This is a genomic window from Arthrobacter sp. efr-133-TYG-120, from assembly GCF_030209785.1.
Taxonomy (GTDB): domain Bacteria; phylum Actinomycetota; class Actinomycetes; order Actinomycetales; family Micrococcaceae; genus Arthrobacter.
The window spans coordinates 57508-80994 of record NZ_JARVRI010000039.1; the positions used below are offsets into that span (position 1 = coordinate 57508).

The window sequence follows — 23487 nt, forward strand, 5'->3', positions numbered from 1 at the left end:
GCGTCCCACCGGTCACCCGGGAGGGAGACGAAAGGGTGCCGATGGCCCCACGGCGCGGACGGGCAGCGCGGTGTCGCCCCGCAGCAGGGCGCGAAGCAACCGCCGTTCCTCCCAGCCGAGCAAAAGAGGCGCTTGGCCGCGCCGCAGCACCAGGCCACTGTCCGGAGTCGCGTACCGTTTCTGCAGGTCGGAAAGCTCCTCGGCTTGCAGCAGCGCTACGGTGCTGTCCGTCGCCCGGTCAACCAGGCGGACCAGCGACGAGGGCCCTGTGAGATCGGTGGCAACGAAACGCTGCTCGCTAGCGGCAAGAACTGTCCTTTGCGCAGCGCGGGTCACGACCAGCGGACGTGACGGCCCGCCCAGCAGGCCGCTCAGGACGTCCGCCGCGGCGTCGGGGCGGCCGGTTCTCCGCGCGGCCTCCTGCATCCGCTGCAGCCGGCCGGGCTCGCGCAGCACCTCGTCGATCTTCCAGCCGATCGTTGCGGGGCTGTTGCAGCGGACGGCCGCCCCTTGCTCCATCAGGTAGTCGCCGTTGCGAACCTCCTGCCCCGGGATGGGGTTTACAAGCACCATGGGCAGCCCCGCAGCCATGCACTCCGACGCTGAGAGCCCGCCCGGCTTGCCGACAAACAGGTCCGCGCGGCCCAGCAGCTGCGGCATCTCCGTGGTGAAGCCGAGCACGCGGTAGCGGTCACCGGCGGTCGCCACCAGCTTCTCGATGCGCTGCCGCAGCACGTCGTTGTTTCCGCACACGACCGTGGCCGTGAATTCCGAGCGCATATGCATCGTCTGACGCACCACGGAGAACGCATAGTCCCCGCCGGTCGCACCCGCCGAGATCAGCAGCATCGGTGGCTTGTTGCGATCGCGCACGGGCGCGGGACCGACCGGCTTGCTGATCGGGATGCCCGCGGCCGCGACTCGGTCGGGAGGAAGGCCGAGCGCCGTCAGCTCCACCCTCCCTTCCTCCCTGGCTACAAAGATCATGTGGAACGCACCGGAGAGCCACAGGCCCTGGAAGTCATAGTCCGTCGTCACGACAGCGGTTTTCGCGTCAACCACGCCGCGAAGGAGCAGTGACGCCAACAGCTGGGCGGGCAGGAAGTGCGTGCACACGATCGCGGTCGGTCGGAACCTCTTGATCGCACTGATGACCGGACCGGCGTTCACTCGTGTCCAGGGGTCGATTGGGCCGCGGCGCCGGAAGGGCGGGTTGCTGATGTCGTAACCCCACTCGACCAGCCAGGGTAAGCCCTCGACCAGGACGAAGTATCCCTTCCCCAGCAGTGCGCGGTAGAGCACGCTACTTACCTGCAGCACGTCCAGCACCTGCACCTCGGCGATGTCAGTGCGCGAGGCACATGCCTGGTGTACCGCCGCGGCCGCGCTGTTGTGCCCTGATCCAACCCCTGCGGACAGGATCAGTACGCGCTCTCCTCTGGCAGTGCCTGAGCCTCGTGCCGATGTTCTGCGCATGGAGTGAGGCTAGCAGGCCGCATCACCACACGGACGGAGCCTGGCTGTGCTCGGTGATGCAAAGGGCCGGGCCGGTACCTCCTGAGCGAGCCCGGGCAGGCACCATGCGTTGATCCGGCCTGGCCTGCCCTGCTTCGACTTTGCAATCAGTGGATCAAAAGCTTGGTCTGGGCGGGACGAAGGTGCGGCAGTGCCGGCAGATGATGGCCGAGGAGATGTCATCTGTCGAGGCTGCGGAAGCGGTGAACTGGTCCAGGCCACGGCTGCCTGCTAACGGCCTTCAGCCCTCTTTGACCGGATGCGTGCTCTATGCAATACGGAGTCCAAGGCCTTGCCTCGGGTCCGTAGTGCATAAAATCCGGCGCGGGGTGCCGGTGTTTGGGATCAGGTGTCGGGCAGGGGTGGTTTCATATCCACCCTGCGGTGCGCCCCTGTGCGTCGTCTTCGTCCTTGGGCAGTGGGAGATGGCGATTTCTTGCGCGGAGGGACTGCAACGGCGGTCATTTTCGCTTGCATCCTTTCTGGAACTGTCGCTTGTCAGCCAAGGAATCCACAACCCCGAGAACAGTGTGAGCGGGAGTCAGGCCGCGCTCGTGGGACTGCTCTGACGACTGGGAGCACCGCGACTCGGCAGCGCACAGCCGCCCAGGATTGCCCAACGTGTGGTCGATCGAAGGCCGTGACGCCTACTGCGGGTCGCGCCGGACTTCAGCTGGAGTCCATCCCAGGGCTGGACCGAGCTTGCTGGCGATGTCGGTGAGGATCTGGATGTAATCCTCGTGGTCGAAGCTGAAGGGCAGCGCAAACGCCACCTCGTCGACTTCCTGGAATCCTGCGTGTGCGTATAGCTGCTCGGCGATCTCGTCGCTGGTACCGATCAGATCCGCGGCGAACAGCATGCCCCTTGCCCCCTGTGGCGCCCGTGTGCGGGGAGTTCGTTCGTCAACATACCGCTGGTATTTCTCCCGCTGACCCGGCGATGCCGAATCAGTTGGGATGACCACCAGGCCCTGCGACACACGGGCCTGTCCGTGCGCCTGGGCTGACGTTTCAGCGGCTTCACGGAAGGCGCGAATCTGCGACTGCTGGATTCGGGCAAAGTCCGGTTCCTGATCCGCTTCCGGAAAGATGACGCTGCTGGAGAGCAGATTGAAGCCGTTTGCCCCGGCCCAGACGGCCGATTTCCTGCTGGCCGCCCCATACCAAAGGCGATCCCGGAGCCCGGCAGAGTGCGGCTCGACGCGGTTGGAGAATTCCTCGACTACACCCTGCCTGCCGGAAAAGTCCCGAACCTTTTCCCCCGCGATCAGCCGGGCAAATCGGTTCAGACGCCCGTAGCTGAAATCCTCTAACTCGGAGGAATCCGGGTACAGCTCGTGCTTCAGTGTGTCGTAGTGCATCGGTTCACCCACGCTCAGCCCCGGATTGATGCGTCCCCCGGCGAGCAGATCCACGGTGGCCAGGTCTTCGGCAAGGCGCAAGGGGTTTTCCCAGCCCAGCGGGGTTACAGCGGTTCCAAGCTCGATCCGTGAGGTGCGCTGGCTGGCGGCGGCCATCATCGCGATGGGGGAGGAGATTCCGAACTGCAGATGACGGTGCCGCAGCCACGCGCTGTCGAATCCGAGGCCTTCGCCAAGTTCGATGATCTGCAAAGTGGATTCGTGGCCCGAGGCGGGATCCGCTGGATCGAACAGGCCGATAGTGAGGAATCCAAGTTTGCGTAAGGGACGTGAGGTGTCGGGCATGGCTTCCTTCAGGAGCGGATACGGCTGATCTCAGAATATGCGCCGGAACCTGCAGGTTCTTCTGACAATGGCGGGAGGTTACCCTTCGTGTCGGCTGAGGTGAGCAGTGCCACGTTGCCGGCATCGAACGCCTGCCGGAGATGGAGCTCCCTCCACAGGGGTGCCCGATAAGCGTCTCCGGACGAAACCAGCCGGTCATGATTCGTGAATGCAGGATGCAACAACTCGTGGAACTTGCGGATGGGCGACGGTTGTCCGGGAACGGAACTCGCCAGCCGGAATTCGCAGGCATGTTATGTGCTCGTCAACGAGCACATAGTCCGGGAGGCGGGAAGATCATGCCGGCCGAGAAGGTCTCAGCACAGCCCTCTGTACGGCTTGTGTCAGGGGTGTCTTCTTGGCAGAAAGGGTTTCCGCCCGCTAAGCGGGCTCAGGCGACTGCTCGCCTCGATGTCTGCGATGGTTATCCAAACGCGGGCCGGGTTGAGACGCTTTCTGGAGGGCTGGTCTGGGAGATTAATCGTTGGGCTCGAGGGTTGCGGCTGCGTCGAGGGCGTCGTCGACGACTATGAGGTAGTTGTCCCGGCCTGCGGCCAGGGGGATGGAGTGGTCGCCGAGGTCGATGGCGTCGTCGGGGTTGGTGATGTTGAGCCGGCGAAGGAGGCGGGCGATGTCGAGGGTGTCTTTGTCGCGTTCGGCGGCGATTTTCATGGCTAGGAGCGTTACGGTGTCCGCCGCCTGGATCGTGAGTCCGTCGGTTTGTTCCAGGGTCACCCAGGCGGCGTTGTCGGGGACGAAGGCAGCTGCGTTGGAATTGAGCCAATCCGGTGCAAGATCGTATTCAGCTGCCATTTCCGTGACGATCGCGTTGACGGTGGTGGGGTCGGCGTAGCTGGCGTCGATGTCGGCGGTGGGGCGGTTGCCGATTCCTTGGAGGATGAGTGCGGCGCCCGCCGACGAGTTTGATGTCACCGTGGACACCTTGGGCTTGCAGGCGCCGGCCGAGTTCGTGGAGGAGGGCACGGATTTGATCGGCGGTGAGTTCTCCGCCGCTCATGCGGTGGCCAGGCTGCGTTCGCGGATGAAGACGTTCAGGGCGGCGAGTTCGGCGGGTGTTTCGGACATGGTGAGTTGTTTCATGGGTTCCCGGACGTGTCGGTAGGACTCGGCCGGCATCCACGCCTCTTTGAGTGCTTTGACGCGTTTGGTCCAGGACGGGGCGGGTTGCCCGAGCCGGTGTGCGGTGTAGTTGGTGATCCCTGCCAGGGCGGCGGACCAGTGCGGGTCCTTGAGTCGGGGGCTGCGTTGGAGGAGCGGCCGTCCGGCTTTGAGGGAGGCGGTGGCGTAGTCGGCGAGCATTTTGATGGCGAATTCGAAGTCCCCCGAGCCGATCAGCTGTGTGAAAGTTTCGGCGTAGTCCCGCCGTGCCGGGTCGTAGTCGCTGCCGCGGGGCATAGGGTCGGAGGCGGTTAGCGAGAGCCCGAGTGTGTGGAGGACGGCCATGGTCTTGCCGAGTTCGGCGCGTTCGTGACCGGCTTCGAGGTCAACGATGAACTTCCGTGAAACACCACTTGCCTCTGCGAGCGACTGTTGTGAAAGCCCTCGTTCCTGGCGCCGGGCGCGGATGATCGAACCGGCCGCCGCCGGTGTGTCGATGCTGGTCATGTTCGTCAAACGTCCTCCTTCACCATTTCATTATGTCACCGAATGGTGTCAGCAATGGCCGGTTGAACTTGTCCGTCAACGAACTGTGTTCCTTGATGCGTTGGTACGATCGGGCGTGGGTATGAACCGGCCTCTTCCAGAAGACAGCGTCCGTCGGGCGGGTCAGTCGGCTGACGAGGCCCACGCCTCCACACCGGACGTTGTCAGCCAAGGGGCCGATTTGGACTCTCGTCGCGGCTCTGGTCCTGATGTCAGTGCTGGCTTGGACTTTGTGCTGCGCCACGATGCGGGGTTGTTGAAGCGCCTTGGGGGCGCCTGAGCTCGCGGCTCGGCCCGATTCAGGAACGGGATGCGGAAAGGAGGCATCGTGGTGGCGAATTCATTGGAGGAATTCTTGGACAAGAGGCCTGTTGACCGCGAAATGGTGGAAGCCCATAAGAACCAGCTGCTTGATCAGGTCCGGGCGTATCGGCTTCAGAGGCTCCCTGAGGCATCGGACCTGACGTAGGTCGAGTTGGCTACGCGACTGTGCGTCAGCCAGAACAGGGTGTTGTCCTGTGTCCAACACTGTGACATCGAGCGCGCCATGTTCGGCACACTGCGGAAATATGCTGATGCGGTCGGTTGCCGGCTTCGTGCGGAGGTTGAACTCGGCGACGAACGGATCCAGATCGCCTGAGGCGGCAACCCGTACCCGTATGTTTGAGTAACTCGATCGTGGCCGGGAAGCGGGCCCAAAGCCGGAAAATCGCGTGTGCACTATGTGCGCACTCTTGCCGTCGGACTCGGCTATGTCGGTGCCGGTTCGGACCGTACTCAGAATATTTTCCGGACTTCCCAGTCTTTTTTGCGGGTTGGAAGCCGGTTCGAGTCCCAGCTTGGGCACAGTGTTTTCGCAGATCAGGGGCTTTTGGCCCCTGCCTGTTGACAGAGTTTCACCTATTGCGGGTTCGAGTGTTGAAAGCGCTCGAATTCGTTCCAGTCAACTCATACGAATTTAGCCGGACATCTACTTTTATCTACCGTTCAGGACGACGTGCCCCAACTGTTGTCGCTATCTGTTTCCCTGGCCAAACCCTGTATTACGACGGGGTTTAGACTGCCATAGTCGTTCTGGCGGCCGAACCACTCGCCGATAATGGATCATCAGCTCGCCGGCTCCGGGCGGATCCCGGGGCAGCAGGGTGTGCTCCGAAACCGAGACACGACGGACGAGATGTTGCGCGAACAACGGGATTCGTACCGTGACCGACGGCGTCCCGATACGATTCTCAATGAATCGGTCTGTTGCCCGTTTTGAATTCGTACATGGACAGTTTTTGGGCTTCGTGGATATTGGGGGAAAATTGAGAATAATTGTTGCCAGCCCTGTCAGTTCTTTGGTGAATCAGACGAGGAGCTTTCGACGCGTGACCTTGGGTGTCGTGGCTGGGGCTGCACTCGTCGTGCCCGGCATGATCGCCGCGCCAGCGGCGGTGGCTGCCGGGGTGCCTGCTCCAACCCCGGCTCAGGGGACCACAATCGCGGCCCCGACTCCCGTTCCGACCACTTCGGCGGCGGTCAAGTCTGGTGCCGCTGTTACGCCCCAGACTGCTCCCACGCCGACGCCGGCGAAGCTTGCACCTGTTGCTGCTCCTGTGGCTTCCATCAAGGCTGCCGCCTCGAACCCGCTTCCATCCTCGCTGAGTTCATCGGTCACGGACCCTCTTACCGATCGGAGCACCACCAAGACGGTCACCTCCACGGTCGACGCATATATGCCGTCGCTCAGTCCGACGGTATCGGCAGTCGCCAACAACGACAAGATCATCGTCAATGGAACCGGCTTCGTGCCGAACTCCCAGGTGGTAGTGACAGCATCACCATCCTTCCCCGGGACGGTGGTGACCTCCGATGCCAGCGGCGCCTTAACGGCCTCCATTCCGGTCGATGGTGGAACGTGGCTCCAGGTCGGAGTCACGGTGACTATCACCGCAACCGGTGTCTACAACACCTTCGCGAGCACCACGGTCACCATCATCGACAACGTCCACCCGAATGCCAAGCTGGACCCCATCGCTCCGGCGGAGCAGATCGCACCGATTGTGGTCACCGGCAGCGGCTTCCGGCCGAATGCCCAGGTATCGCTCTTCATGGATGATGTACGGAAGGAGACCATCTACACCGATGCCGACGGCAAGCTCGCTGTAGATATCGGGACCTCACGCGATACTCCCGTCGGTGATCACAGCATCAAGGCGTACGCAGGCTCCAGCGTTCTCTCCGCCACCGCTACCGTGACGGGGTATGTCTTCCACCCCGTCACCTTTGCTCAGGCCGAGGTGCAACAAGGGGAACCGTTCACTATCACGGTCTCCGATTACAGACCAGGTGAGATGGTCACCGTCGACATGAACAGAGCCGTCATCGCCACTCAATTCGTGGGACCGGATGGTATGTTCGCGTTCACGCCATGGATGCCTTTCAATGCGCCGACCGGTCCTCGTACTATCACGGCTACCTCGGAAGACGGCAAGCGGGTCTCCAGCACCGTCATCACGGTGGTGCCTAGGGTCACGCCAGTGATTACAGTGACCCCGGTGGTGACCGCAGGAGGCTATGTACGGCTCACCGGCAGCGGCTTCGATCCCGACGCGCTCCTAGTGATCACCATCCCCAACGTCGGTGTCTTCCGAACCATGGCAGAGCGAGATGGCACGTTCGGTACGCACAATAGTGAGAATGCTTATCGGGTGAATAGCCCTGGAACGTATACGCTGACGCTGAGGACCACAAACGGTGATGTCATCCAGGCCACGTTCATCGTGGAATCGGCAGTTCCGATCATCCCGGTTTATCCTCCTGTCACCTCGGAACCCGTGTCTCCGGCACCGGTCCAGCCGGTAGCGGTAGTGACTCCGAAGCCGTTGGCGTTCACCAGCCTGACCCCCGCGACACGGACGGAAGCGGATTCCGCCGTCGTGGCACCGTTCGAAGTCCCAAAGGTTCCCGATCAGACCTTGACCGGTCCGACTCCTGCGAGGGCGACCCCTATGCCTACTGTCACGCCGAAGCCCGACCACGCTGCGGTAGTAGCGGCGGACGTGTCCAAAGTTTCCGATGACATCAACTGGGTTCCGTACGTGTTCGGCGGGATCTTGATCCTGGTTGCTGCTGGAGTTGGCGTTCTGGGGACGGCAAGGGGCCGCCGTGCGGGGAATTCCAGGTAGTTCCTTGTCGTAGTTCAGTGCGTCTTGGATCTCCACATACTCGGCGGACGGGAGGCGCTTGGTGAACTCGCGTCCGGTCGAGTCGATGGGCAGGATGCGGTCGTCCGTGCCGTGAACGATCAGGGCCGGACGTTGACCTGTTCGACGTCGGTGCGGAAGTCCGTCAGCCATGAATCGAGGGCGGCGAAGGAGGCGTACCAGGACGAGCCGCCGGCCACGTTCCATGCGTTACGCAGCGCCTCTTCGCTGAGGCGGGTGGCGAGGAAATTGTCCGTGTTGAAGAAGTCTCAGTAGAAGTTGGTGAACCAGGCGTAGCGGTCCTCGATAGCAGCGCTTCGGATGCCGTCGAATACCGATGAGGGACAGCCGGTGGGGTTGTCTTCGGTCTGCAGGACGAATGGTTCAAGGGATGCCAGGAACGCTGCCTTGGTGACACGGCAGCGGCAAGGCGTTCAAACCCACGCGCGCCAGGGGACTCTCTATTTCAGGCGCGTCCCCTGGCCCGCAAGCTGCGTCGCCGTCGTCCACCCGTTGCGTTGATTGGGTGGGTTTGAAACCATCCGGCGGTTGGGTAGCCATGGTCAGGCGAGGGTGGTGAGCCTGAGCGAAGCGACCTTTGCGGTTCCTCCGGTGGTGTACAGCGACACGCCGGTGCCGGAGGGGTCTGGGAAGATCAGCTCGGTGAGGGTGACTTCTCCGTCTTGGGCGAAGATCTCCACAGAGCAGTGATCAACGAAAATGCGCAGGCTATACGCTCCATCCATGGCACGCAGGGGCGCGGTGTCGATCGATGAAAAGGCGCCGTGGAACGCGGTGTTGCCCGAGACCGTTCGATCCACGAGCAGTCTGCCGTCACCCGGACGGATGCCGATCCTTGTACCTTCGTTGCCGTTGCCGCGGATCACGAGGCCAAATTCATCTGCGGAACCGGGCACAAAGGTTATCTCGATGAGTTGCACGGCGCCCCCGCCTGCCACGGAACGGATGCCATCGACGTCGAGCTCTGTGTAGGCAACTGTGCGGGTAAGCGCTGCGGGGTCAATCACTGCCTGCTGGGTGAGGTGCGGTGTCCCTTCAGAGGTGACCAGCGAGACCTCGCGTACAAGCGACATGGGGCTTCGCCACGGGGAGGTTGGAATGTCGTTGCCGTACTGCCAGTTGTTCATCCAGGCCATCATGAGCCGGCGACCGTCCGGAACGTTGCTGAAGGAAACGGCAGCGTAGTAGTCCCGGCCCCAGTCGAGCCAGTGATACTCGGTCAGGCGCGCCGGATCCTGGTCGCCTTCAGTGACCGTGGTTTCGGACCTGAACGTCACGCCGTCGAATTCGCCAACGAAGTACTGTCCCGCAGATCCTCCGTTTGGGCCGCCGGGATTGAGGTTAACGGTCAGGACCCATCGGATCAGGTCCTCGTTCCCGTCAAGTGGCAGAGGAAACAGGTCAGGACATTCCCAGACTCCGCCAGTAGCGTTGGCCGGCCCGAAACTGCTGAGGTAGTCCCAGCTCTTCAGGTCATCGGAACGGTACATCACGACCGTGAAATCCAGTGCCTCGACAGCGACCATTACCCAATAGGCGCCGGCCGGGCCGTTGTAGCGGAACACCTTCGGGTCGCGGAAGTTCGCGGAATTGCGGTTCAGGACCGGGTTTCCGTGGTACTTGGACCAGGTGTAGCCACCGTCCGTGCTCCACGCGAGTGACTGGGCCTGGATCCCGGCGTGCCGTGAGTTCTCCTTGTAGGCACTTGTGTAGATGGCGACCAGGGGTGCAACAGTTCCGTCGCCGAGTCCGCTGGTGTTGTGCTGGTCGTAAACGACGCTGCCGGAGAAGATGTCCTCGTAATCGTCGCAGGCAATAGCGACGGGTTGCTCTGTCCACGTCATGAGGTTGGTGGAGGTGGCGTGCCCCCAGGACATGTTTCCCCAGACATTCCCAAAGGGGTTGTTCTGGTAGTAGAGGTGGTAATTACCCTCGTAGTAGATGAGGCCGTTGGGGTCATTGAGCCAGGTGTCCTTGCTGGCGTAATGCATCGCCGGCCGGAAAGCCTCACGTGTGGGCGCGGTTACCGCGGTCATGAATCAAAGTCTCATTTCATTTCGTCTTCCTGAGGAAGGGTGGGTGCGGCCATCCAGCCGGCGAACGGCACGGGGCGCTGTTCGCCGGCTGGACGGATGCTGGTGTTAGCAGTTGCTCGTGTATAGGTCGTGCGTCCGCTTCGCGGCGGGATGCCCCGGCCATGAGCTGGATGTCTTAGGTGATAGAGCGATGTGGACATGAATCCAAAGGCGGGAGAGGTCGGATCCTGAATTAGGGGAAGAGGGCCCGGGCTCCTCCAAAGATCTCAGCCATGGTCCAGGCATCGAAGGAGAGCAGCCTCACGGTACCCTCGGCGGTCAGGCTCACGTGCTCGCCGGCCAGGGTCGGGTAAACGCGGGCGGTGAGCGGCTTGCCGTTGGCGAAAATTTCGACGGCGGATCGGTCCACCAGGACGCGCAGGTGCACCCGGCCGTCGGGCATCGGGAGCGGTCCGGACTTGTCGTCGACGTCAACGGTTGGATCGAGGCTGTTCTGAGCCCGGTCGAGGCGGAGTGTGCCTTGGCCGTCGCCTTCAGTAGTCCGGCACAGCTCGATCACTGTTTTCTCCTTGGATTTACCGGAGACGCCACCGTCAGCCGATCCCAGCAAGCCCAGTCGCAGCACAGCACCCGGCTCGAGCTGCACATCCAGTTCGAGGTCCAATTGGCTGCCGGTCACCCCGGTAGGCACAGGTGCCCCGGGCACCAATTCCTGTTCCGACAGGCCCACATGGTCCCGGCGCAGCTTCTCGATTTCAGGCACGGGCGCGAACACCAGGGTTCCGTCGTCGGCCACGGTTGTGACGCGCGGCAAACTCATGACGCCCGACCACCCGGCCTCCACCATCGCGGCATTGCTGCGGCCCTCCTGAAGCCAACCAAACATGATGCGTCGGCCGGACTCATCCTGGAATGACTGCGGCGCATAGAAGAACTGTCCACCGTAGTCGAGCCGATGCAGCCCGGTGGGCTCGAAGGAGTTTTCCGAATAGCGACCGGTCCAGTACAGCGGGTGTCTGGTGTCGCCGTCGTCCCATGCTGAAAAGACCAGCACGTCGGGCGCGTCGCCAGAAGGAGGAACCGTACCCAACGATCCCCCGCGTGCCCGGAACAGGTCCACGCATTCCCACATGGTCCCGGTCCAATCGGAATCGGCAGGATCGCCCTGTGAGGCGTCGCCGATGAACAGGGGCCCGATGTATTCCCAGGCGCGCAGATCCTCCGACTCGTACAGGAACGCCGTGCCGCCGCGCCCACGGATGCCCGATCCCACCAACTGCCGCCAGATGGAACCCTCGCGCCATACGCAGTGATCGCGATACGCCGTGATGTCCACTCCGGCCGGTGGAGCTGCGATGACCGGGTTCTGAGGAATTTTGCTCCAGCTCAGGAGGTCTGCGGATCCGACGGCAACGCAGGGCAACTCCTGCTTGCCCAGCCGGCCCGAGTACACCAAGGTGGGTGTTCCTCCGTCGTTCACCAACACCCCCGACCAGCAGCCGTCGGCGTCCGGACCTGCGGACGGTTCCAGTGCCACCGGCTGGTCCATCCAGTGGACGAGGTCGGTGCTGGTGGCGTGGCCCCACTGGATGCGGTGGTGGAAGGCGCCTTCGGGGTTGTACTGGTAGAAGAGGTGATAGGTGCCGTTCCACTGGCTCACGCCGTTGGGGTCGTTCAGCCAACCGGCCGGGGACACGAAATGGAAGCGCGGCCGAAGGGGGTCCGCATCGGCGCGTGCAATCAGTTCGTCCTGGGGGACGGTGCCGAGCGGGTGCGTCGATTCAGTCATGCGGAGGCCTTGCTGTCCGTAGGTTCAGTTGCCAGGGCGTGGCCGCCGGTTCCAGCCTGCGGGCGGTAGAGGTGGCAGCGCACCCAGTGGCGGTTTTCGGGGTTGCCCACACCGTGGCGAACGGGTTCCTCGGCCGAGCAGGCCTGGTTTGGGTCGCCGTCGAAAGCGCAGCTGGTAGAAGCCATCACAGCCTGTCGCAGCTCGGCCCGGCGGACGGGATCGTAGGAGCCCGCCCGGGCCGGATCCGGGACGGCTGAGACCAGCAGTTGCGTATACGGGTGGGCCGGGTTGGCCAGGAGGTCCAAGGACTCGCCCTCTTCAACGAGCTCTCCCGCGAACATGACGGCCGTCCGGTCCGCGAGGTATCGGGCCGAAGCGAGGTCGTGTGTGATGTAAAGCATGGAGATTCCCTGCTCATCGCGGAGTTTGCGCATCAGGTTCAGCACGCCGATCCGGACCGAAACATCCAGCATGGAGGTGGGTTCGTCGGCGAGGATGACCTGTGGTTCCACGGCGAGGGCCCGGGCGATCGCGACTCGCTGGCGCTGCCCGCCGGAGAGCTCGTGCGGGTAGGAGTTCAACATGTCGGCCTGCAGGCCCACGGTGGTCATAAGCTCCTCGAGTCGCCGCTGTGTCTCAGTCTCGGAGCTGCCGCCCTTCCGATGGATCGCTAGCGACCTCCGCAGGAAGTGCTCCACTCTATGGGCAGGATTCAGCGAGCCGAACGGATCCTGGAAGACCATCTGAAGTTGGGAGCGGAACGCTCTCGATGCCTGGAAGCGGTCGCGCTTGAGGACGTCGACGCCGTCAAGCAGGATCTCCCCGGCGCTCGGCTTCTCGAGCCGGGCAACGCAGCGGGCCAGGGTGCTCTTACCCGACCCGGACTCTCCCACGAGGGCCACGATTTCTCCGCGGCCAATGGTCAGGTCTACGCCGTGCAGGGCCCGGACGGACTCCCGGGAGAACAAACCACCTATTGCGAAAGACTTTCCTAGTCCGCGGACCTCGAGGGCCGTAGCTTCTGTGTCGGCGGAGGGGCGCTGGGATGACAGCACAGCGTGGCTCATCGTGCGGCTCCTTCCAGGACGGCTGCTTCAGCGTCGGCACCAAACGGAGCCACGAAATGGCCGGGTGCTGCTTCGGTGAGGTCGGGGATGTTCCGGAACTTCACGCCGTCGGGCAGTCCGGTCAGCGGAACCCGCGGACCGGTCAGCGGCGGGAACGCACCCATCAGTGCCTGCGTGTAGGGGTGGCGAGGGTTGGCGTAGACGTCCTGGGCTTTCGCGGTCTCCACGATCCGGCCTCCGTACATCACGGCCATGCGGTGCGACAGCTCCACCATGAGGGACATGTCGTGGGTGATGAAGAGGACGGAGAATCCCAGTTCGCGTTGGAGTTCCTTGATTTGGGCCATGATTTCCTGCTGCACCACCACGTCTAGGGCGGTGGTGGGTTCGTCGAGGATCAGGAGGGACGGCTTGAGCGCCACGGCCATCGCGATCACCGCACGCTGGCGCATGCCGCCCGAAAGCTGGTGCGGGTAGGACGTGAGTCGAGCGGAGTCGATCCGGACAAGTTCCAGCAGCTGGCCCGCGCGTCGGAGGGATTCCTTGCGGGAGTAGCCGGCGTGTGTGGTGAAGATGTCCACGATCTGCTCGCCGATGGTGAGCACCGGATTCAGCGAGTTCATGGCCGATTGGAAGACCATCGCCACGTCCTGCCAGCGGAAACGCCGCAGTTCCTCCGGGCTCATGGCCAGGACGTCCTTGCCGCCGAAGGAGATGCTGCCGGCGGCGATTTTTGCGGGGTCCTTGAGCAGCCGCATGATCGAGTTGGCGATGGTCGACTTGCCGCAGCCGGACTCGCCCGCCAGCCCGAACACCTCACCGGTGCCGATGCTGAAGGTAACACGGTCGACGGCGGTGGTGGAGCGGGTGTCGCCGATGTACTTGACGGTGAGGTTCTTGACGTCGAGAACGGGCTCGTGGGAGCCGAAGGAAACTTGGGAGACTGTCACTTGGCGGCGCTCCTTTCGGTATTCTTTGGGGTTTTGATCTTCCGCAGCCGCGGATTAGTGACCTCGTCCACGGCGTAGTTGATGAGCGCAAGTGCGAACGCGACCAGCGCGATGCAGACACCCGAGGGAACAAAGACCCACCAGCTGCCGGTCAGTAGGGCTCCCTCGTTGCCGGCCCAGAAGAGGTTGTTGCCCCAGGAAACGGTGCTCACGTCACCCAGGCCAAGGAACTCCAGGCCTGCCTGGGCGCCGATGCCGTAAATCACGCAGCCGAGGAGGGTTCCCATGACGATCGATGCCATGTTCGGCAGGATCTCGCGGAACATGATGCGGCCCGCCCGTTCGCCGGACACCACGGCCGCGGCCACAAAGTCCTTTGAGCGGATGGACAACGCCTGGGAGCGCAATACACGTGCCGACCCAGCCCAGCCGGTGACCACGAGCACAAGGATTACCGTGCCCAAACCCGGCGGCAGGAAAGCTGCCAGGATGACAAGGAGCGGGAGCCCGGGCAGGAGCAGGAAGACGTTGGTCACCAGGGACAGTGCTTCGTCAATGAACTTGCCGAAGTACGCCGACGCCAGGCCCACCAAAATGCCGATGAAGGTGGATGCGAAGCCCACAGTCAACCCGACGAACAAGGAACTGCGGGAGCCATGGACAGTCAGGGCAAGCACGTCCTGGCCTTTGGCCGTGGTGCCGAGCCAGTGCTCGGGAGACGGTTCCAGCGAGGCCATCGCGGTGATCCGCGATGGGTCTCCGGGGAACAGCACGGGGGCCAGCAACGCAAGCGCGATGAACACGAGCATCACGATCATGCCCACCAGGGCCTTCTTGTTGGTGATAAGTCCGTGGACGAAACTGCGGTTGGGCTTGCGGGCAGCCGTGGGCTCAGTGGGCTGCTTGAGAATTGCGGTTGTCATGATGGATCCCTCAGTTGCTGCGCACACGCGGGTCGAGGCGGACGTAGAGGATGTCCACGAGGAAGTTCGCCAGCAGCACGGCGGCGGTGATGGTCAGGAACAGGCCCTGCATAAGCGGGTAGTCGAGGCCTTGGACGGCGTTGAGGAGTTGGTAGCCGACGCCGGGATACGCGAACACCACCTCGGTCAGCATTGCACCACCCACCACGAAGCCCAGGCTCATGCCGAAGCTCGTGACCGACGGGAGCATGGCGTTCCTTGCCGCGTAGCGGAGCATGATGCGGCCCGGCCGGAGACCCTTGGCCTCGGCCATGGTGATGTAGTCCTCGGCGTTCGTGGCGATCATGGTGTTCCGCATGCCGAGCATCCAGCCGCCGATGGACACCAGGACGATCGTCAGCGCCGGGAGCACAAGGTGAGCACCGACGTCGCCGATGAACTCCCAGGTAAACGCGGGCTCCAGACCATCCGTGAAAGCGTGGCGGATCGGGAACCAGCCCAGGACTACACCGAACAGGTACAGGGCTCCCATGGCCAGCCAGAAGTACGGGAAGGATCCGATGAAGATCAGGAGCGGCGGCAGGGCGGAGTCGATCGCGCCGCCGCGCCGCCAGGCGGCCAGCATGCCGAGGAGATTGCCGATGATGGCGGCGAACACCAGGGCGGTTCCGCCCAGCAAAAGGGTCCAGCCGATCTGGCTGGCGATGACCTCGGTGACCGGGGTGGGGAAACGCGAGATGGAGACACCCATCTGGCCGGTCAGGATGTTGTGCATGTAGTCGACGTACTGTTCCCAGAGCGGCCGCGTATCCACGCCGAGCATCTTGCGCAGGGCTTCGATCTGTTCGGGCTGCATCTTGCCCTGGGTACGGGCGAACATGCGTGAGACGGGGTCTCCCGGCATGAAACGCGGGAGCAGGAAGTTCAGGGTGATGGAGGCCCAGAAGGCGATCAGGTAAAAACCCAGGCGGCGCAGGATGAAGCGCACGGTTGCTCCGTTCGGGAAAGGCGGGGTCCGGGACGACAATGGTCCCGGGCGGGAAAGATGAAAAGGTTCTCGGCCGGTGGGAACCGGAATATGGCAACTGCAGCCACCGGCCGAGAAGTGGCGCCGGCTACTTGCGCGGTTCCAGGGTGGTCAGGACCAGGACCGTGGTGGGGGAGCGGTCAGAGAGCGTTGCGTAGGGGTTGTCCTGAGTGGGCCATCCCGTGAAGTGAACGTCCGTGTAGTCGCCCCATTCGGGGCCGGAGAACAGCGGAACCGTCGGGGCCACCGCGTTGTATTCCGCCTGAAGCTGGTTCGCGATCTGCTTCTGTGCGCCTTCGTCGCCAGCAGAAGCAAACTGCTGCAGGAGATCATCGGCCTTTGGATCGCCGAAACGGTGGTAGTTCTCGGTGGCCTTGGCGCCCACCGGCTTGACGGTGGATGTGCCCATGGTGGAGCTGAAGTACTTGAACGGGCTGGGGTCGTTCGCGCTCCAGACGATGCCGGTGTCGAACGTTCCCTGCTCGTAGCCGGAGACGACGGAGGCCCAGTCAGGGGAGTCCACCTTGGCGGTCACGCCGATGGCCTGGAGGTTCTGGGAGATCACGTTGGCCACGGAGAGCCAGTCGGAGGAGCTGGCGCCCACGGAGATCTTGAACTCGAAAGGCTTGCCGTCCTTGAGGGTGCGCTTGCCGTCCGCGCCCTTGGGGTAGCCGGCGCCGTCGAGCATCTTGTTCGCTTCGTCGACATTCAGCTTGGTCCAAGTGCAGTTGTTCGCCACATCGGCGTTCTTCCAGCTCGCGTAGTTGCCGGAGAGGCCTGTGCAGTCGGCCGGAGTGGCGTACCCGCTCATGCCGATCTTGGTGACCTGGTCACGGTCAACCGCCATGCTCAGGGCCTTGCGCACCGTCGCGTCATTGAACGGCGCCTTGCTGGTGTTCAACTGCCAGTTGATCATGGCGCCCGTCGGCGGGAACCAGAAGTGGCGGTGGTCCTTGTCTTTTGAGATGAAGGTCTTCTCGATGTTCGGGATGAACTGGGTGGACCAGTCCACATCGCCGTTGACGCTGGCCAGGTTGGCGGCATCGTTTCCGGACATCGCCAGCATCTTGATGCCGGCGATCTTCTGCTTGTCAGGCTGCCAGTAGTTCGGGTTCTTCTTCAGCACGAAGGACTGGGACTGGAAGCTGTCCACCTGGGTGTAGGGGCCGGTTCCCACGGGGTTGGCGTTGGTGTCCTTCGCCGGATCGGCGATGGATGACCAGATGTGCTTGGGGAGGATGGGGAGCTGCCCGATCTCATAGAGCGCGGGGGACCAGGGCTTGTTGAAGGTGAATGTCACCTTGTCGGTGCCCGCCGGAGTGACGGAATCCAGGTACTCGAAGCCGCCCTTGAGCTTCTTCTGCAGCTGGAAGGTGTAGGCCACGTCATCGGCGACGAAAGGCTGCCCGTCGGACCACTTCACGCCGTCACGCAGGGTGAAGGTGACGGACTTGCCGTCCTTGGCAGCGTCCCAGGAGGCGCCCAGCCAGGGGACGGTGTTGCCTTTGGCCGGGTTGAAGACCAGTAGGGGTTCGTAGATGGCCTGCTGGACCATGGGGTTCACAGTGGGGGCGAAGGGGTTGAAGTTACGGTCGAAGGTGCTCATGTCCTCACGCGGGATGGTCAGGAAGGCGTTCGCGTTGGCTCCGGCGTCGGTGCCGGCGGACTTGTTGACAGTGGCAGCGCAGCCGGTCAGCAGCATTGCACCCACAGCCAGTCCGGCCGCTGCAATGCGGGCAGACCTCAAGAGTCGGGGTTGTGTCATGATGGGTATCTCTTTCCTATCTTCATCAGCAAGGTGAAGGGGTGGGTAAGGGTTTGCTCTTCGAAACTTGATTTCGCGGTCAGACCGAAGAGCGTTCTAGCAGCGGACAGTCGACCAATTGCTGGTCGGCAGTGATCGGCTGTCCTGCTGTGAGAGCTGCGAGCGTCTGGACTCCCAGTGCGCCCATTTTTTCGAAGGGCAACGCAACCGTGGTCAGTTTTGGCCTGAGGTAGGCCGCGATCAGTTCCTGGTTGTCGAAGCCGATCACGGCGATGTCACCGGGGATGGTCAGTCCCCGTTCCTTGATGGCGTCATAAGCGCCCATCGCCATGCGGTCATTGAGGCAGAACAGTGCGGTCGGCCTGTCCTGCTGGGAATAACGATCCAGGATTTGGCACGCCGCCTCGTAGCCTCCATCCGCCGTCGCATGCCCGGACACCACCAGCTCCGGATCCAGTTCGAGCCCGGCGCCGGCGAGTGCTTCGCGGGCACCCTCCAAACGCCCGACGGCCGCGGGAATGTGCGGGTCCAGGTTGATGACTCCGATCCTGCTGTGGCCGGCCCGGAGCAAACGATCGACGGCAACCCTGCCGCCCCCGCGCTCGTCCGGGACGATCGAAGGCAGCTTCCCGTCCGCGTCGAAACAATTTATCAGGACAGTGGGAACCTCGTGGGCGCTTTCCGGAACATGTACCCCGCGGTGGTATGTTGCCGCGTACAAAAGTCCTTCCACTCGTTGTTCCAGCAGCTTTTCCGTTGCTGCATCTTCCAGGCCTTGGTTGGGTCCTACGGCATCGGCCTGGTCGGAAGGCGCGATGAGCAGGAACCGGTGGTCAAGCCAGGCTTGATCCTGGGCGCCCTTGATGATGTCCACCGCAAACGGGGCCGTCACGATCTCGGTGACGAGTCCGTACCAATCACTGCGCTGGGAAGCCAGTGCGCGCGCTCCGGCATTCGGGCGGTAACCCAATGCCTGGACGGCGTCGTTGATGCGGATGCGCGTTTCCTCAGAAATGCTGGCGTTTTCGCGGTTGCTCAGCACGAACGAGACCGCCGTCCGGGAGACACCGGCGTGCTGGGCGACATCACTCATGGTGACACCCCGCTGCCGCACAGCCGCGGCTTTCTGGGGGGTGGTGGTTTTCGCCATTGAATGCTCCGTGTCTTCGTTGATCCTGCGCGCAGTACCAAGGGTTCGGTCTGAGGTCCTATCGCAATCGTTGGCAAGTAACGCGAGTTACCTTCAGCGGTGTGATTGAGGTTACACGCGTTACCTCGTAGCTGTCAACGGCTTCCACCGGCATGCGGGCAGTTGGTTCACGAACACTTGAGCCAGGCCGGGCGTCGGAGGATTTGACTGTTGACTTGTCCGGTGGACAAGCCGTAGGTTCCCTTTTTGACAACGTTGTCTTCGTTCGGTGGATCTGACGCAAGTGCAGCATTTGAGTCGATCAATGCCCCCACACAACTAGCCGAGCGACAACCGGCATTACCTGCCTGTCACCGTCGACACGAAAGGTGAATACGTGCGCCGCACACATTCCGGTCCCGGTCTGACACCCCGACCAAAATCAAAAAAACGCCTCAACGCCCTGATCCTCGCCGCCGCTATGACCGCTGGCAGCGCCCTTCCGCTGTCCGCCCCGGCCCTGGCCGCGGACACCTCCGGGGCGGCTGCTACGGCTTCCGGCGCGGTCGGAACTTCCGCGCCCTACTCCGAGACATACCGACCCCAGTTCCACTTCAGCCCGGCGACGAACTGGATGAACGACCCGAACGGCCTGGTCTACTACCAAGGCGAATACCACATGTTCTTCCAGTACAACCCCTCGGGGGACACCTGGGGCAACATGTCCTGGGGCCACGCCGTCAGCACGGACCTGGTGCACTGGACGCAGCTCCCGCTCGCCATTCCGCAGGACGACAAAAACATGATCTTCTCGGGCAGTGCTGTCATCGATAAAGACAACACGACGGGCTTTGGCCAGCCGGGCAACCCCGCCATGGTGGCAATCTATACTGCCGCCGACAAGGCTACCGGGAAGCAGTCCCAAGCACTCGCCTACAGCACGGACAAAGGCCGGACGTTCACCAAATACAATTCCGGGAACCCGGTGCTGGACATCGGGTCAAACAATTTCAGGGACCCGAAAGTTTTCTGGTACGAGGCCGGACACGAGTGGCTAATGTCAGCCGTGTTGTCCGACCAGCACAAGGTGACTTTTTACAGTTCTCCAGACCTGAAAACCTGGAAGCATCTGAGCGATTTCGGGCCTGCAGGCGCCACAGGCGGCGCCTGGGAATGTCCTGACCTGTTCCCCCTGCCGGATCCCGCCAACCCCGGCAAACAGAAGTGGGTACTGACGGTCAACCTCAACCCGGGCGGGATCGCCGGAGGTTCGGGCGTCCAATATTTCACGGGAAGTTTCGACGGCACCAAGTTCACCTCGGATGACAAACCCTATGTCCCCCCGGCCGGGACATCTTTGGGAAACTTCGATAACGGTACTTACGATGGCTGGCAAACCACCGGGACAGCCTTCGGCACTGTCCCGGCCACAGGAAGCCTGCCGGGCCAGTCCAGCGTTACAGGCTTTGAAGGAACCGGCTTCGTCAACAGCTTCAACGGCGGTGACGGCCCCACCGGAACACTCAGTTCCCAGACCTTCACCGTCAACAAATCCCACCTGAACTTCCTCGTCGGCGGCGGCAACCACCCTTACGCCGCCGACACCGTCCCGTTCGGCACCCTGCCGGCCGGGACCGTGTTCAACGACTTCTCCGGGGCCACCTACGGGGCCGGCTGGACCGCCACCGGTTCGTTCGCCAGCTCCGGGCCCTCGACCGAGAGCCTGCCCAACCAGCTCGGCCCGAAGGTGCTGGACACCTACGCGCCCCAAGGCGAGATCGGCACGGGCACCATCACCTCCCCGACGTTCACGGTCAACAGCCCGTATATCGACCTGCAGGTCGCTGGCGGCAACCACCCCTGGGGCCAGTCGAACCCGACCGCGGTCAACCTGATCGTCGGTGGCAAGGTCGTCGCAACCACCACGGGCCCCAACAGCGCTGACCTGACGTGGACGAATTGGGACATGAGCAAGTACCAGGGCCAGCAGGCCCAGATCCAGGTCGTGGACCAGAACGACGGATCCACCGGCTGGGGCCATCTCATGGTGGGCGACATAGTCTTCGCCAATGCCCCGGCCAAGCCCTGGGACACTCAGACCTCCGTCAATCTCGTCGTCGACGGCAAGGTGGTGCGCTCCGCCACGGGTGCAAACAGCGAGAACCTGGACTGGGCGTCGTGGGACCTGAGCGACCTGATGGGCAAGCAGGCGCAGATCCAGGTCGTCGACCACAACACCGGCGGCTGGGGACACATCCTGGCCGACGACTTCACCCTCTCAGACACGGCGGCACAATCCGCAGTCCAACGCGCTCACTGGGTCGACTACGGCAGGGACAACTACGCCGGTGTCACCTTCAATGACGCCCCTGGCGGCAAGCGGATCATGATCGGCTGGATGAACAACTGGGACTATGGAGGATCCATTCCCACCTCACCGTGGCGCAGCGCCATGACCGTCCCGCGGGAGCTGTCCCTCCAAACCGTCGACGGCGCACCCCGCCTGGTGCAGACACCGGTCAACCAACTCAACCAGCTCACTACGGGGCCGTCAGTCCACAAGGAGAACATGTCCGTCCCTGCCGGAAGCACCGTCCTGCCGGCCACAGGGAAGGCGCTCGACATTACGGCGTCCTTCACTGCCGGTACTGCAAGCTCCTACGGACTGAAAGTCCGCACCGGGTCCGGCCAGGAAACACTCATCGGCTATGACAACAAGTCCGGACAGGCCTACATTGACCGGACCAAGTCCGGCGCCGTGGGATTCAACCCCAGCTTCCCCGGAGTCCAGACCGCGCCACTGACGACAAGCGGAGGAACGGTCAAACTCCGGATCCTGGTTGACTGGTCCTCGGTCGAAGTCTTCGCGGACGACGGGAAAATCGTCCTGACAGACCAGATCTTCCCGGACCCGTCCAGCCAAGGCATCGAAGCTTTCGCCAACGGAGGAAATGCTGTTCTCACTTCTCTGGACGTCAAGCAGATGAAGTCGGCCTGGCAATAACCGGACGCCCCATCGCATTGATCAGACCGCGGCGCCCGCAACTTCACCGTTGTGGGCGCCGTAGCTGTCCGACCCTGAATCATGCACGTACCGGGGCAATTATGCTGGGCCAGGAGAGCAGCCAGCTGACCGTCATCCTGAGGAGCCAGGCTCTGTTCGTTCCTGCCTCTGCGCGCTTTTCGGCCTTGGCCAGGCCCTAAACCATTGGATGAAGCCAGGTCAGGACGGAGCCGTCTTCTTCGATGTGCTCGGCGAGTTCGGCATTGAATTTCCGGCCGTATTCCGCTCTGATGTGTTCCTCGAAGGCTGCCTGGTCACGGTAGACCTCGAACACGAAGTATTCCCGCGGGTTGGTTTCGCGGGTGTAGGGCAGGAACATGACGTTCCCGGGCTCCCGGCGGACGTGGACGGTGAGCTCGGCCATCATTTCGGCCACCCTGGCTTCGCTGCCTGGCCTGACGGTGAATTCCGCATACAGTGTTTTGGTCATGTCGGGTCCTTTGCTTGGTTGGTGTCGGGTTGTTCCGAAGTCTTGGCTGCTAGGTCAGCGGCAGGATCTCGCCGGATCCCCTGGGGATCAGTTCCGACGGGACGATGTAGGTTTTCGGGGCGCCGTCGTCACCATCGATTCTGGCAAGGATCCGCTCCGCGGCGGTCCTGCCGATGCGCTCAGGGTGCTGGGCAATGACGGTGATCCCGGGTTCCATCATGTCGGCCAGGGTGAAGTCGTCAAATCCGATCAGGGCAACGCTGTGGTGCAACCCGAGGGACTTCAGCGCGCGCATGGCACCGAAGGTGACCAGGTTCTGGCTCGAGAAGATCGCCGTGGGAGGGTTCTCCGAGGTGAGCAGCTCGAGCGCTGCCCGGAGGGCGGTCTCCTCGTCGTGAAGTCCGTTGCGCACCGGGATGGTCGAGGTTGCAATGCCGGCCCTGCCGATTTCCTCCAGGAACCCCGTGCGGCGTTTCGTTGCGGTCTGGATGTCGGTGCGGTCTCCGAGGTAGGCCAGTCTGGTGTGGCCGTGGCGGATGAGGTGTGCGGCCGCCTTCGCGGCGCCCACCTCGTTGTCCGTGACGACCGCGTCAGCTTCTATGCCTACCGGCTCGCGGTCGATGAACACCATGGGCAGGTTCCGTGAGTGTTCCGGGATGACGTAGGCCTGGCTTCTGGCGATCGGGGTCAGCACTAGTCCGTCCACCCGACGGCCCAGGAAAGCGGAAATCAGCTTTTTCTCCCGGTCGGGATCGTCGTCCAGGCTTGAGGCGAAAACGGCGATTCCCCGTTCAGCCAGTGCGTCTTCCAGTGCCCTGTGGATCTCCCCGCTGAAGGGGTTGGACACACTGGGAAGCAACAACCCGATGGACTGCGTTTTGCGTCCGGACCGTTTCAGGCTGCCCGCGGTGATATCCAGGTGATACTGCAGCTGTTCAGAAGCCCTGAGCACCCGCTGGCGTGTTTCCTCCGAAACCCCGGGTTCGTTGTTCACGACTCTCGAGACCGTCTTGATGCCAACTCCAGCGAGATCCGCGACGTTTTTCATCGTCGGAGGCCTTCGCCCGGAATCGGATTGGTAACGATTAGACACCGTTGTCAACGAACTGCTCCTCATCATCGATTAACACTTGACTCCACAGTGTGAGCTTGGTTACATGATACATGACATCG

The 23487-nt window shown here is 62.8% G+C and carries 17 protein-coding genes and 1 pseudogene; 3 read left to right on the top strand and 15 right to left on the bottom strand.

Annotated elements, in window-relative coordinates:
• Nucleotides 1-12: 12 nt before the first annotated feature.
• The 4 genes from QRN51_RS20705 to QRN51_RS20720 form a co-directional block, all read right to left on the bottom strand.
• Nucleotides 13-1476, bottom strand: a complete 1464-nt coding sequence (locus QRN51_RS20705; protein ID WP_284991704.1) for an MGDG synthase family glycosyltransferase — start codon at nt 1474-1476, stop codon at nt 13-15.
• A 686-nt stretch (nt 1477-2162) separates the two neighbouring features.
• The gene (locus QRN51_RS20710; protein ID WP_284991705.1) at nt 2163-3221 is read right to left on the bottom strand and encodes an LLM class flavin-dependent oxidoreductase; all 1059 of its coding nucleotides are present in this window, start codon (nt 3219-3221) and stop codon (nt 2163-2165) included.
• A 516-nt stretch (nt 3222-3737) separates the two neighbouring features.
• Entirely contained in the window at nt 3738-4193 is a 456-nt protein-coding gene (locus QRN51_RS20715; RefSeq protein WP_284991706.1) for a hypothetical protein, read from the bottom strand.
• An 81-nt stretch (nt 4194-4274) separates the two neighbouring features.
• A complete protein-coding gene (locus QRN51_RS20720; RefSeq protein WP_284991707.1) occupies nt 4275-4886 on the bottom strand; it encodes a helix-turn-helix transcriptional regulator in 612 nt (203 codons plus the stop codon).
• Between the two features lie 367 nt (nt 4887-5253).
• On the opposite strand from QRN51_RS20720, the gene QRN51_RS20725 reads away from it, so the two are divergent.
• Together QRN51_RS20725 and QRN51_RS20730 are read left to right on the top strand one after the other, a co-directional pair.
• Nucleotides 5254-5394, top strand: a complete 141-nt coding sequence (locus tag QRN51_RS20725; protein ID WP_284991708.1) for a hypothetical protein — start codon at nt 5254-5256, stop codon at nt 5392-5394.
• Nucleotides 5395-6295: 901 nt separating this feature from the next.
• Nucleotides 6296-8095 (top strand): hypothetical protein, encoded by a 1800-nt coding sequence (locus tag QRN51_RS20730; RefSeq protein WP_284991709.1) that lies wholly within the window; start codon nt 6296-6298, stop codon nt 8093-8095.
• A gap of 18 nt (nt 8096-8113) precedes the next feature.
• On the opposite strand, the pseudogene QRN51_RS20735 reads toward QRN51_RS20730, so the two are convergent.
• The 9 genes and pseudogenes from QRN51_RS20735 to QRN51_RS20775 all read right to left on the bottom strand — a co-directional run.
• A pseudogene (locus tag QRN51_RS20735) lies at nt 8114-8532 on the bottom strand (alpha/beta fold hydrolase); the annotation flags it as partial.
• Nucleotides 8533-8676: 144 nt separating this feature from the next.
• Nucleotides 8677-10170 (bottom strand): glycoside hydrolase family 32 protein, encoded by a 1494-nt coding sequence (locus tag QRN51_RS20740; RefSeq protein WP_284991710.1) that lies wholly within the window; start codon nt 10168-10170, stop codon nt 8677-8679.
• 232 nt (nt 10171-10402) lie between these two features.
• Nucleotides 10403-11959, bottom strand: a complete 1557-nt coding sequence (locus QRN51_RS20745; RefSeq protein WP_284991711.1) for a glycoside hydrolase family 32 protein — start codon at nt 11957-11959, stop codon at nt 10403-10405.
• The gene (locus QRN51_RS20750) at nt 11956-13026 is read right to left on the bottom strand and encodes an ATP-binding cassette domain-containing protein (protein WP_284991712.1); all 1071 of its coding nucleotides are present in this window, start codon (nt 13024-13026) and stop codon (nt 11956-11958) included. Before QRN51_RS20750 ends, QRN51_RS20745 begins: the two co-directional genes overlap by 4 nt.
• Complete coding sequence (locus QRN51_RS20755; protein WP_284991713.1) at nt 13023-13976, bottom strand: ABC transporter ATP-binding protein; 954 nt, start codon at nt 13974-13976, stop codon at nt 13023-13025. Before QRN51_RS20755 ends, QRN51_RS20750 begins: the two co-directional genes overlap by 4 nt.
• A complete protein-coding gene (locus QRN51_RS20760; protein ID WP_059389029.1) occupies nt 13973-14899 on the bottom strand; it encodes an ABC transporter permease in 927 nt (308 codons plus the stop codon). Before QRN51_RS20760 ends, QRN51_RS20755 begins: the two co-directional genes overlap by 4 nt.
• Nucleotides 14900-14909: 10 nt before the next feature.
• Nucleotides 14910-15887 carry an ABC transporter permease gene (locus tag QRN51_RS20765; RefSeq protein ID WP_284991714.1) on the bottom strand — a complete coding sequence of 326 codons (978 nt, stop codon included), beginning with the start codon at nt 15885-15887 and terminating at the stop codon, nt 14910-14912.
• Between the two features lie 127 nt (nt 15888-16014).
• On the bottom strand, nt 16015-17691 hold the full coding sequence (locus QRN51_RS20770; protein WP_284991715.1) for an ABC transporter substrate-binding protein: 1677 nt from the start codon (nt 17689-17691) through the stop codon (nt 16015-16017).
• Between the two features lie 79 nt (nt 17692-17770).
• A complete protein-coding gene (locus tag QRN51_RS20775; protein WP_284991716.1) occupies nt 17771-18841 on the bottom strand; it encodes a LacI family DNA-binding transcriptional regulator in 1071 nt (356 codons plus the stop codon).
• Between the two features lie 460 nt (nt 18842-19301).
• Between QRN51_RS20775 and QRN51_RS20780 the strand changes: the two genes are divergently transcribed.
• Entirely contained in the window at nt 19302-21824 is a 2523-nt protein-coding gene (locus tag QRN51_RS20780) for a glycoside hydrolase family 32 protein (protein WP_284991717.1), read from the top strand.
• A 196-nt stretch (nt 21825-22020) separates the two neighbouring features.
• Here QRN51_RS20780 and QRN51_RS20785 read toward each other — a convergent pair whose 3' ends face one another.
• Together QRN51_RS20785 and QRN51_RS20790 are read right to left on the bottom strand one after the other, a co-directional pair.
• Nucleotides 22021-22314, bottom strand: coding sequence for a putative quinol monooxygenase (locus QRN51_RS20785; protein ID WP_284991718.1), 294 nt, complete (start codon nt 22312-22314; stop codon nt 22021-22023).
• Between the two features lie 49 nt (nt 22315-22363).
• Nucleotides 22364-23362, bottom strand: a complete 999-nt coding sequence (locus QRN51_RS20790; RefSeq protein WP_284991719.1) for a LacI family DNA-binding transcriptional regulator — start codon at nt 23360-23362, stop codon at nt 22364-22366.
• Nucleotides 23363-23487 lie beyond the last annotated feature (125 nt).

Coding starts and splice junctions, on each gene's coding strand:
- QRN51_RS20705 (WP_284991704.1), bottom strand. CDS start 1,476: ATGCGCAGAACATCGGCACGAGGCTCAGGCACTGCCAGAGGAGAGCGC.
- QRN51_RS20710 (WP_284991705.1), bottom strand. CDS start 3,221: ATGCCCGACACCTCACGTCCCTTACGCAAACTTGGATTCCTCACTATC.
- QRN51_RS20720 (WP_284991707.1), bottom strand. CDS start 4,886: ATGACCAGCATCGACACACCGGCGGCGGCCGGTTCGATCATCCGCGCC.
- QRN51_RS20740 (WP_284991710.1), bottom strand. CDS start 10,170: ATGACCGCGGTAACCGCGCCCACACGTGAGGCTTTCCGGCCGGCGATG.
- QRN51_RS20745 (WP_284991711.1), bottom strand. CDS start 11,959: ATGACTGAATCGACGCACCCGCTCGGCACCGTCCCCCAGGACGAACTG.
- QRN51_RS20750 (WP_284991712.1), bottom strand. CDS start 13,026: ATGAGCCACGCTGTGCTGTCATCCCAGCGCCCCTCCGCCGACACAGAA.
- QRN51_RS20760 (WP_059389029.1), bottom strand. CDS start 14,899: ATGACAACCGCAATTCTCAAGCAGCCCACTGAGCCCACGGCTGCCCGC.
- QRN51_RS20770 (WP_284991715.1), bottom strand. CDS start 17,691: ATGACACAACCCCGACTCTTGAGGTCTGCCCGCATTGCAGCGGCCGGA.
- QRN51_RS20775 (WP_284991716.1), bottom strand. CDS start 18,841: ATGGCGAAAACCACCACCCCCCAGAAAGCCGCGGCTGTGCGGCAGCGG.
- QRN51_RS20780 (WP_284991717.1), top strand. CDS start 19,302: ATGACCGCTGGCAGCGCCCTTCCGCTGTCCGCCCCGGCCCTGGCCGCG.
- QRN51_RS20785 (WP_284991718.1), bottom strand. CDS start 22,314: ATGACCAAAACACTGTATGCGGAATTCACCGTCAGGCCAGGCAGCGAA.
- QRN51_RS20790 (WP_284991719.1), bottom strand. CDS start 23,362: ATGAAAAACGTCGCGGATCTCGCTGGAGTTGGCATCAAGACGGTCTCG.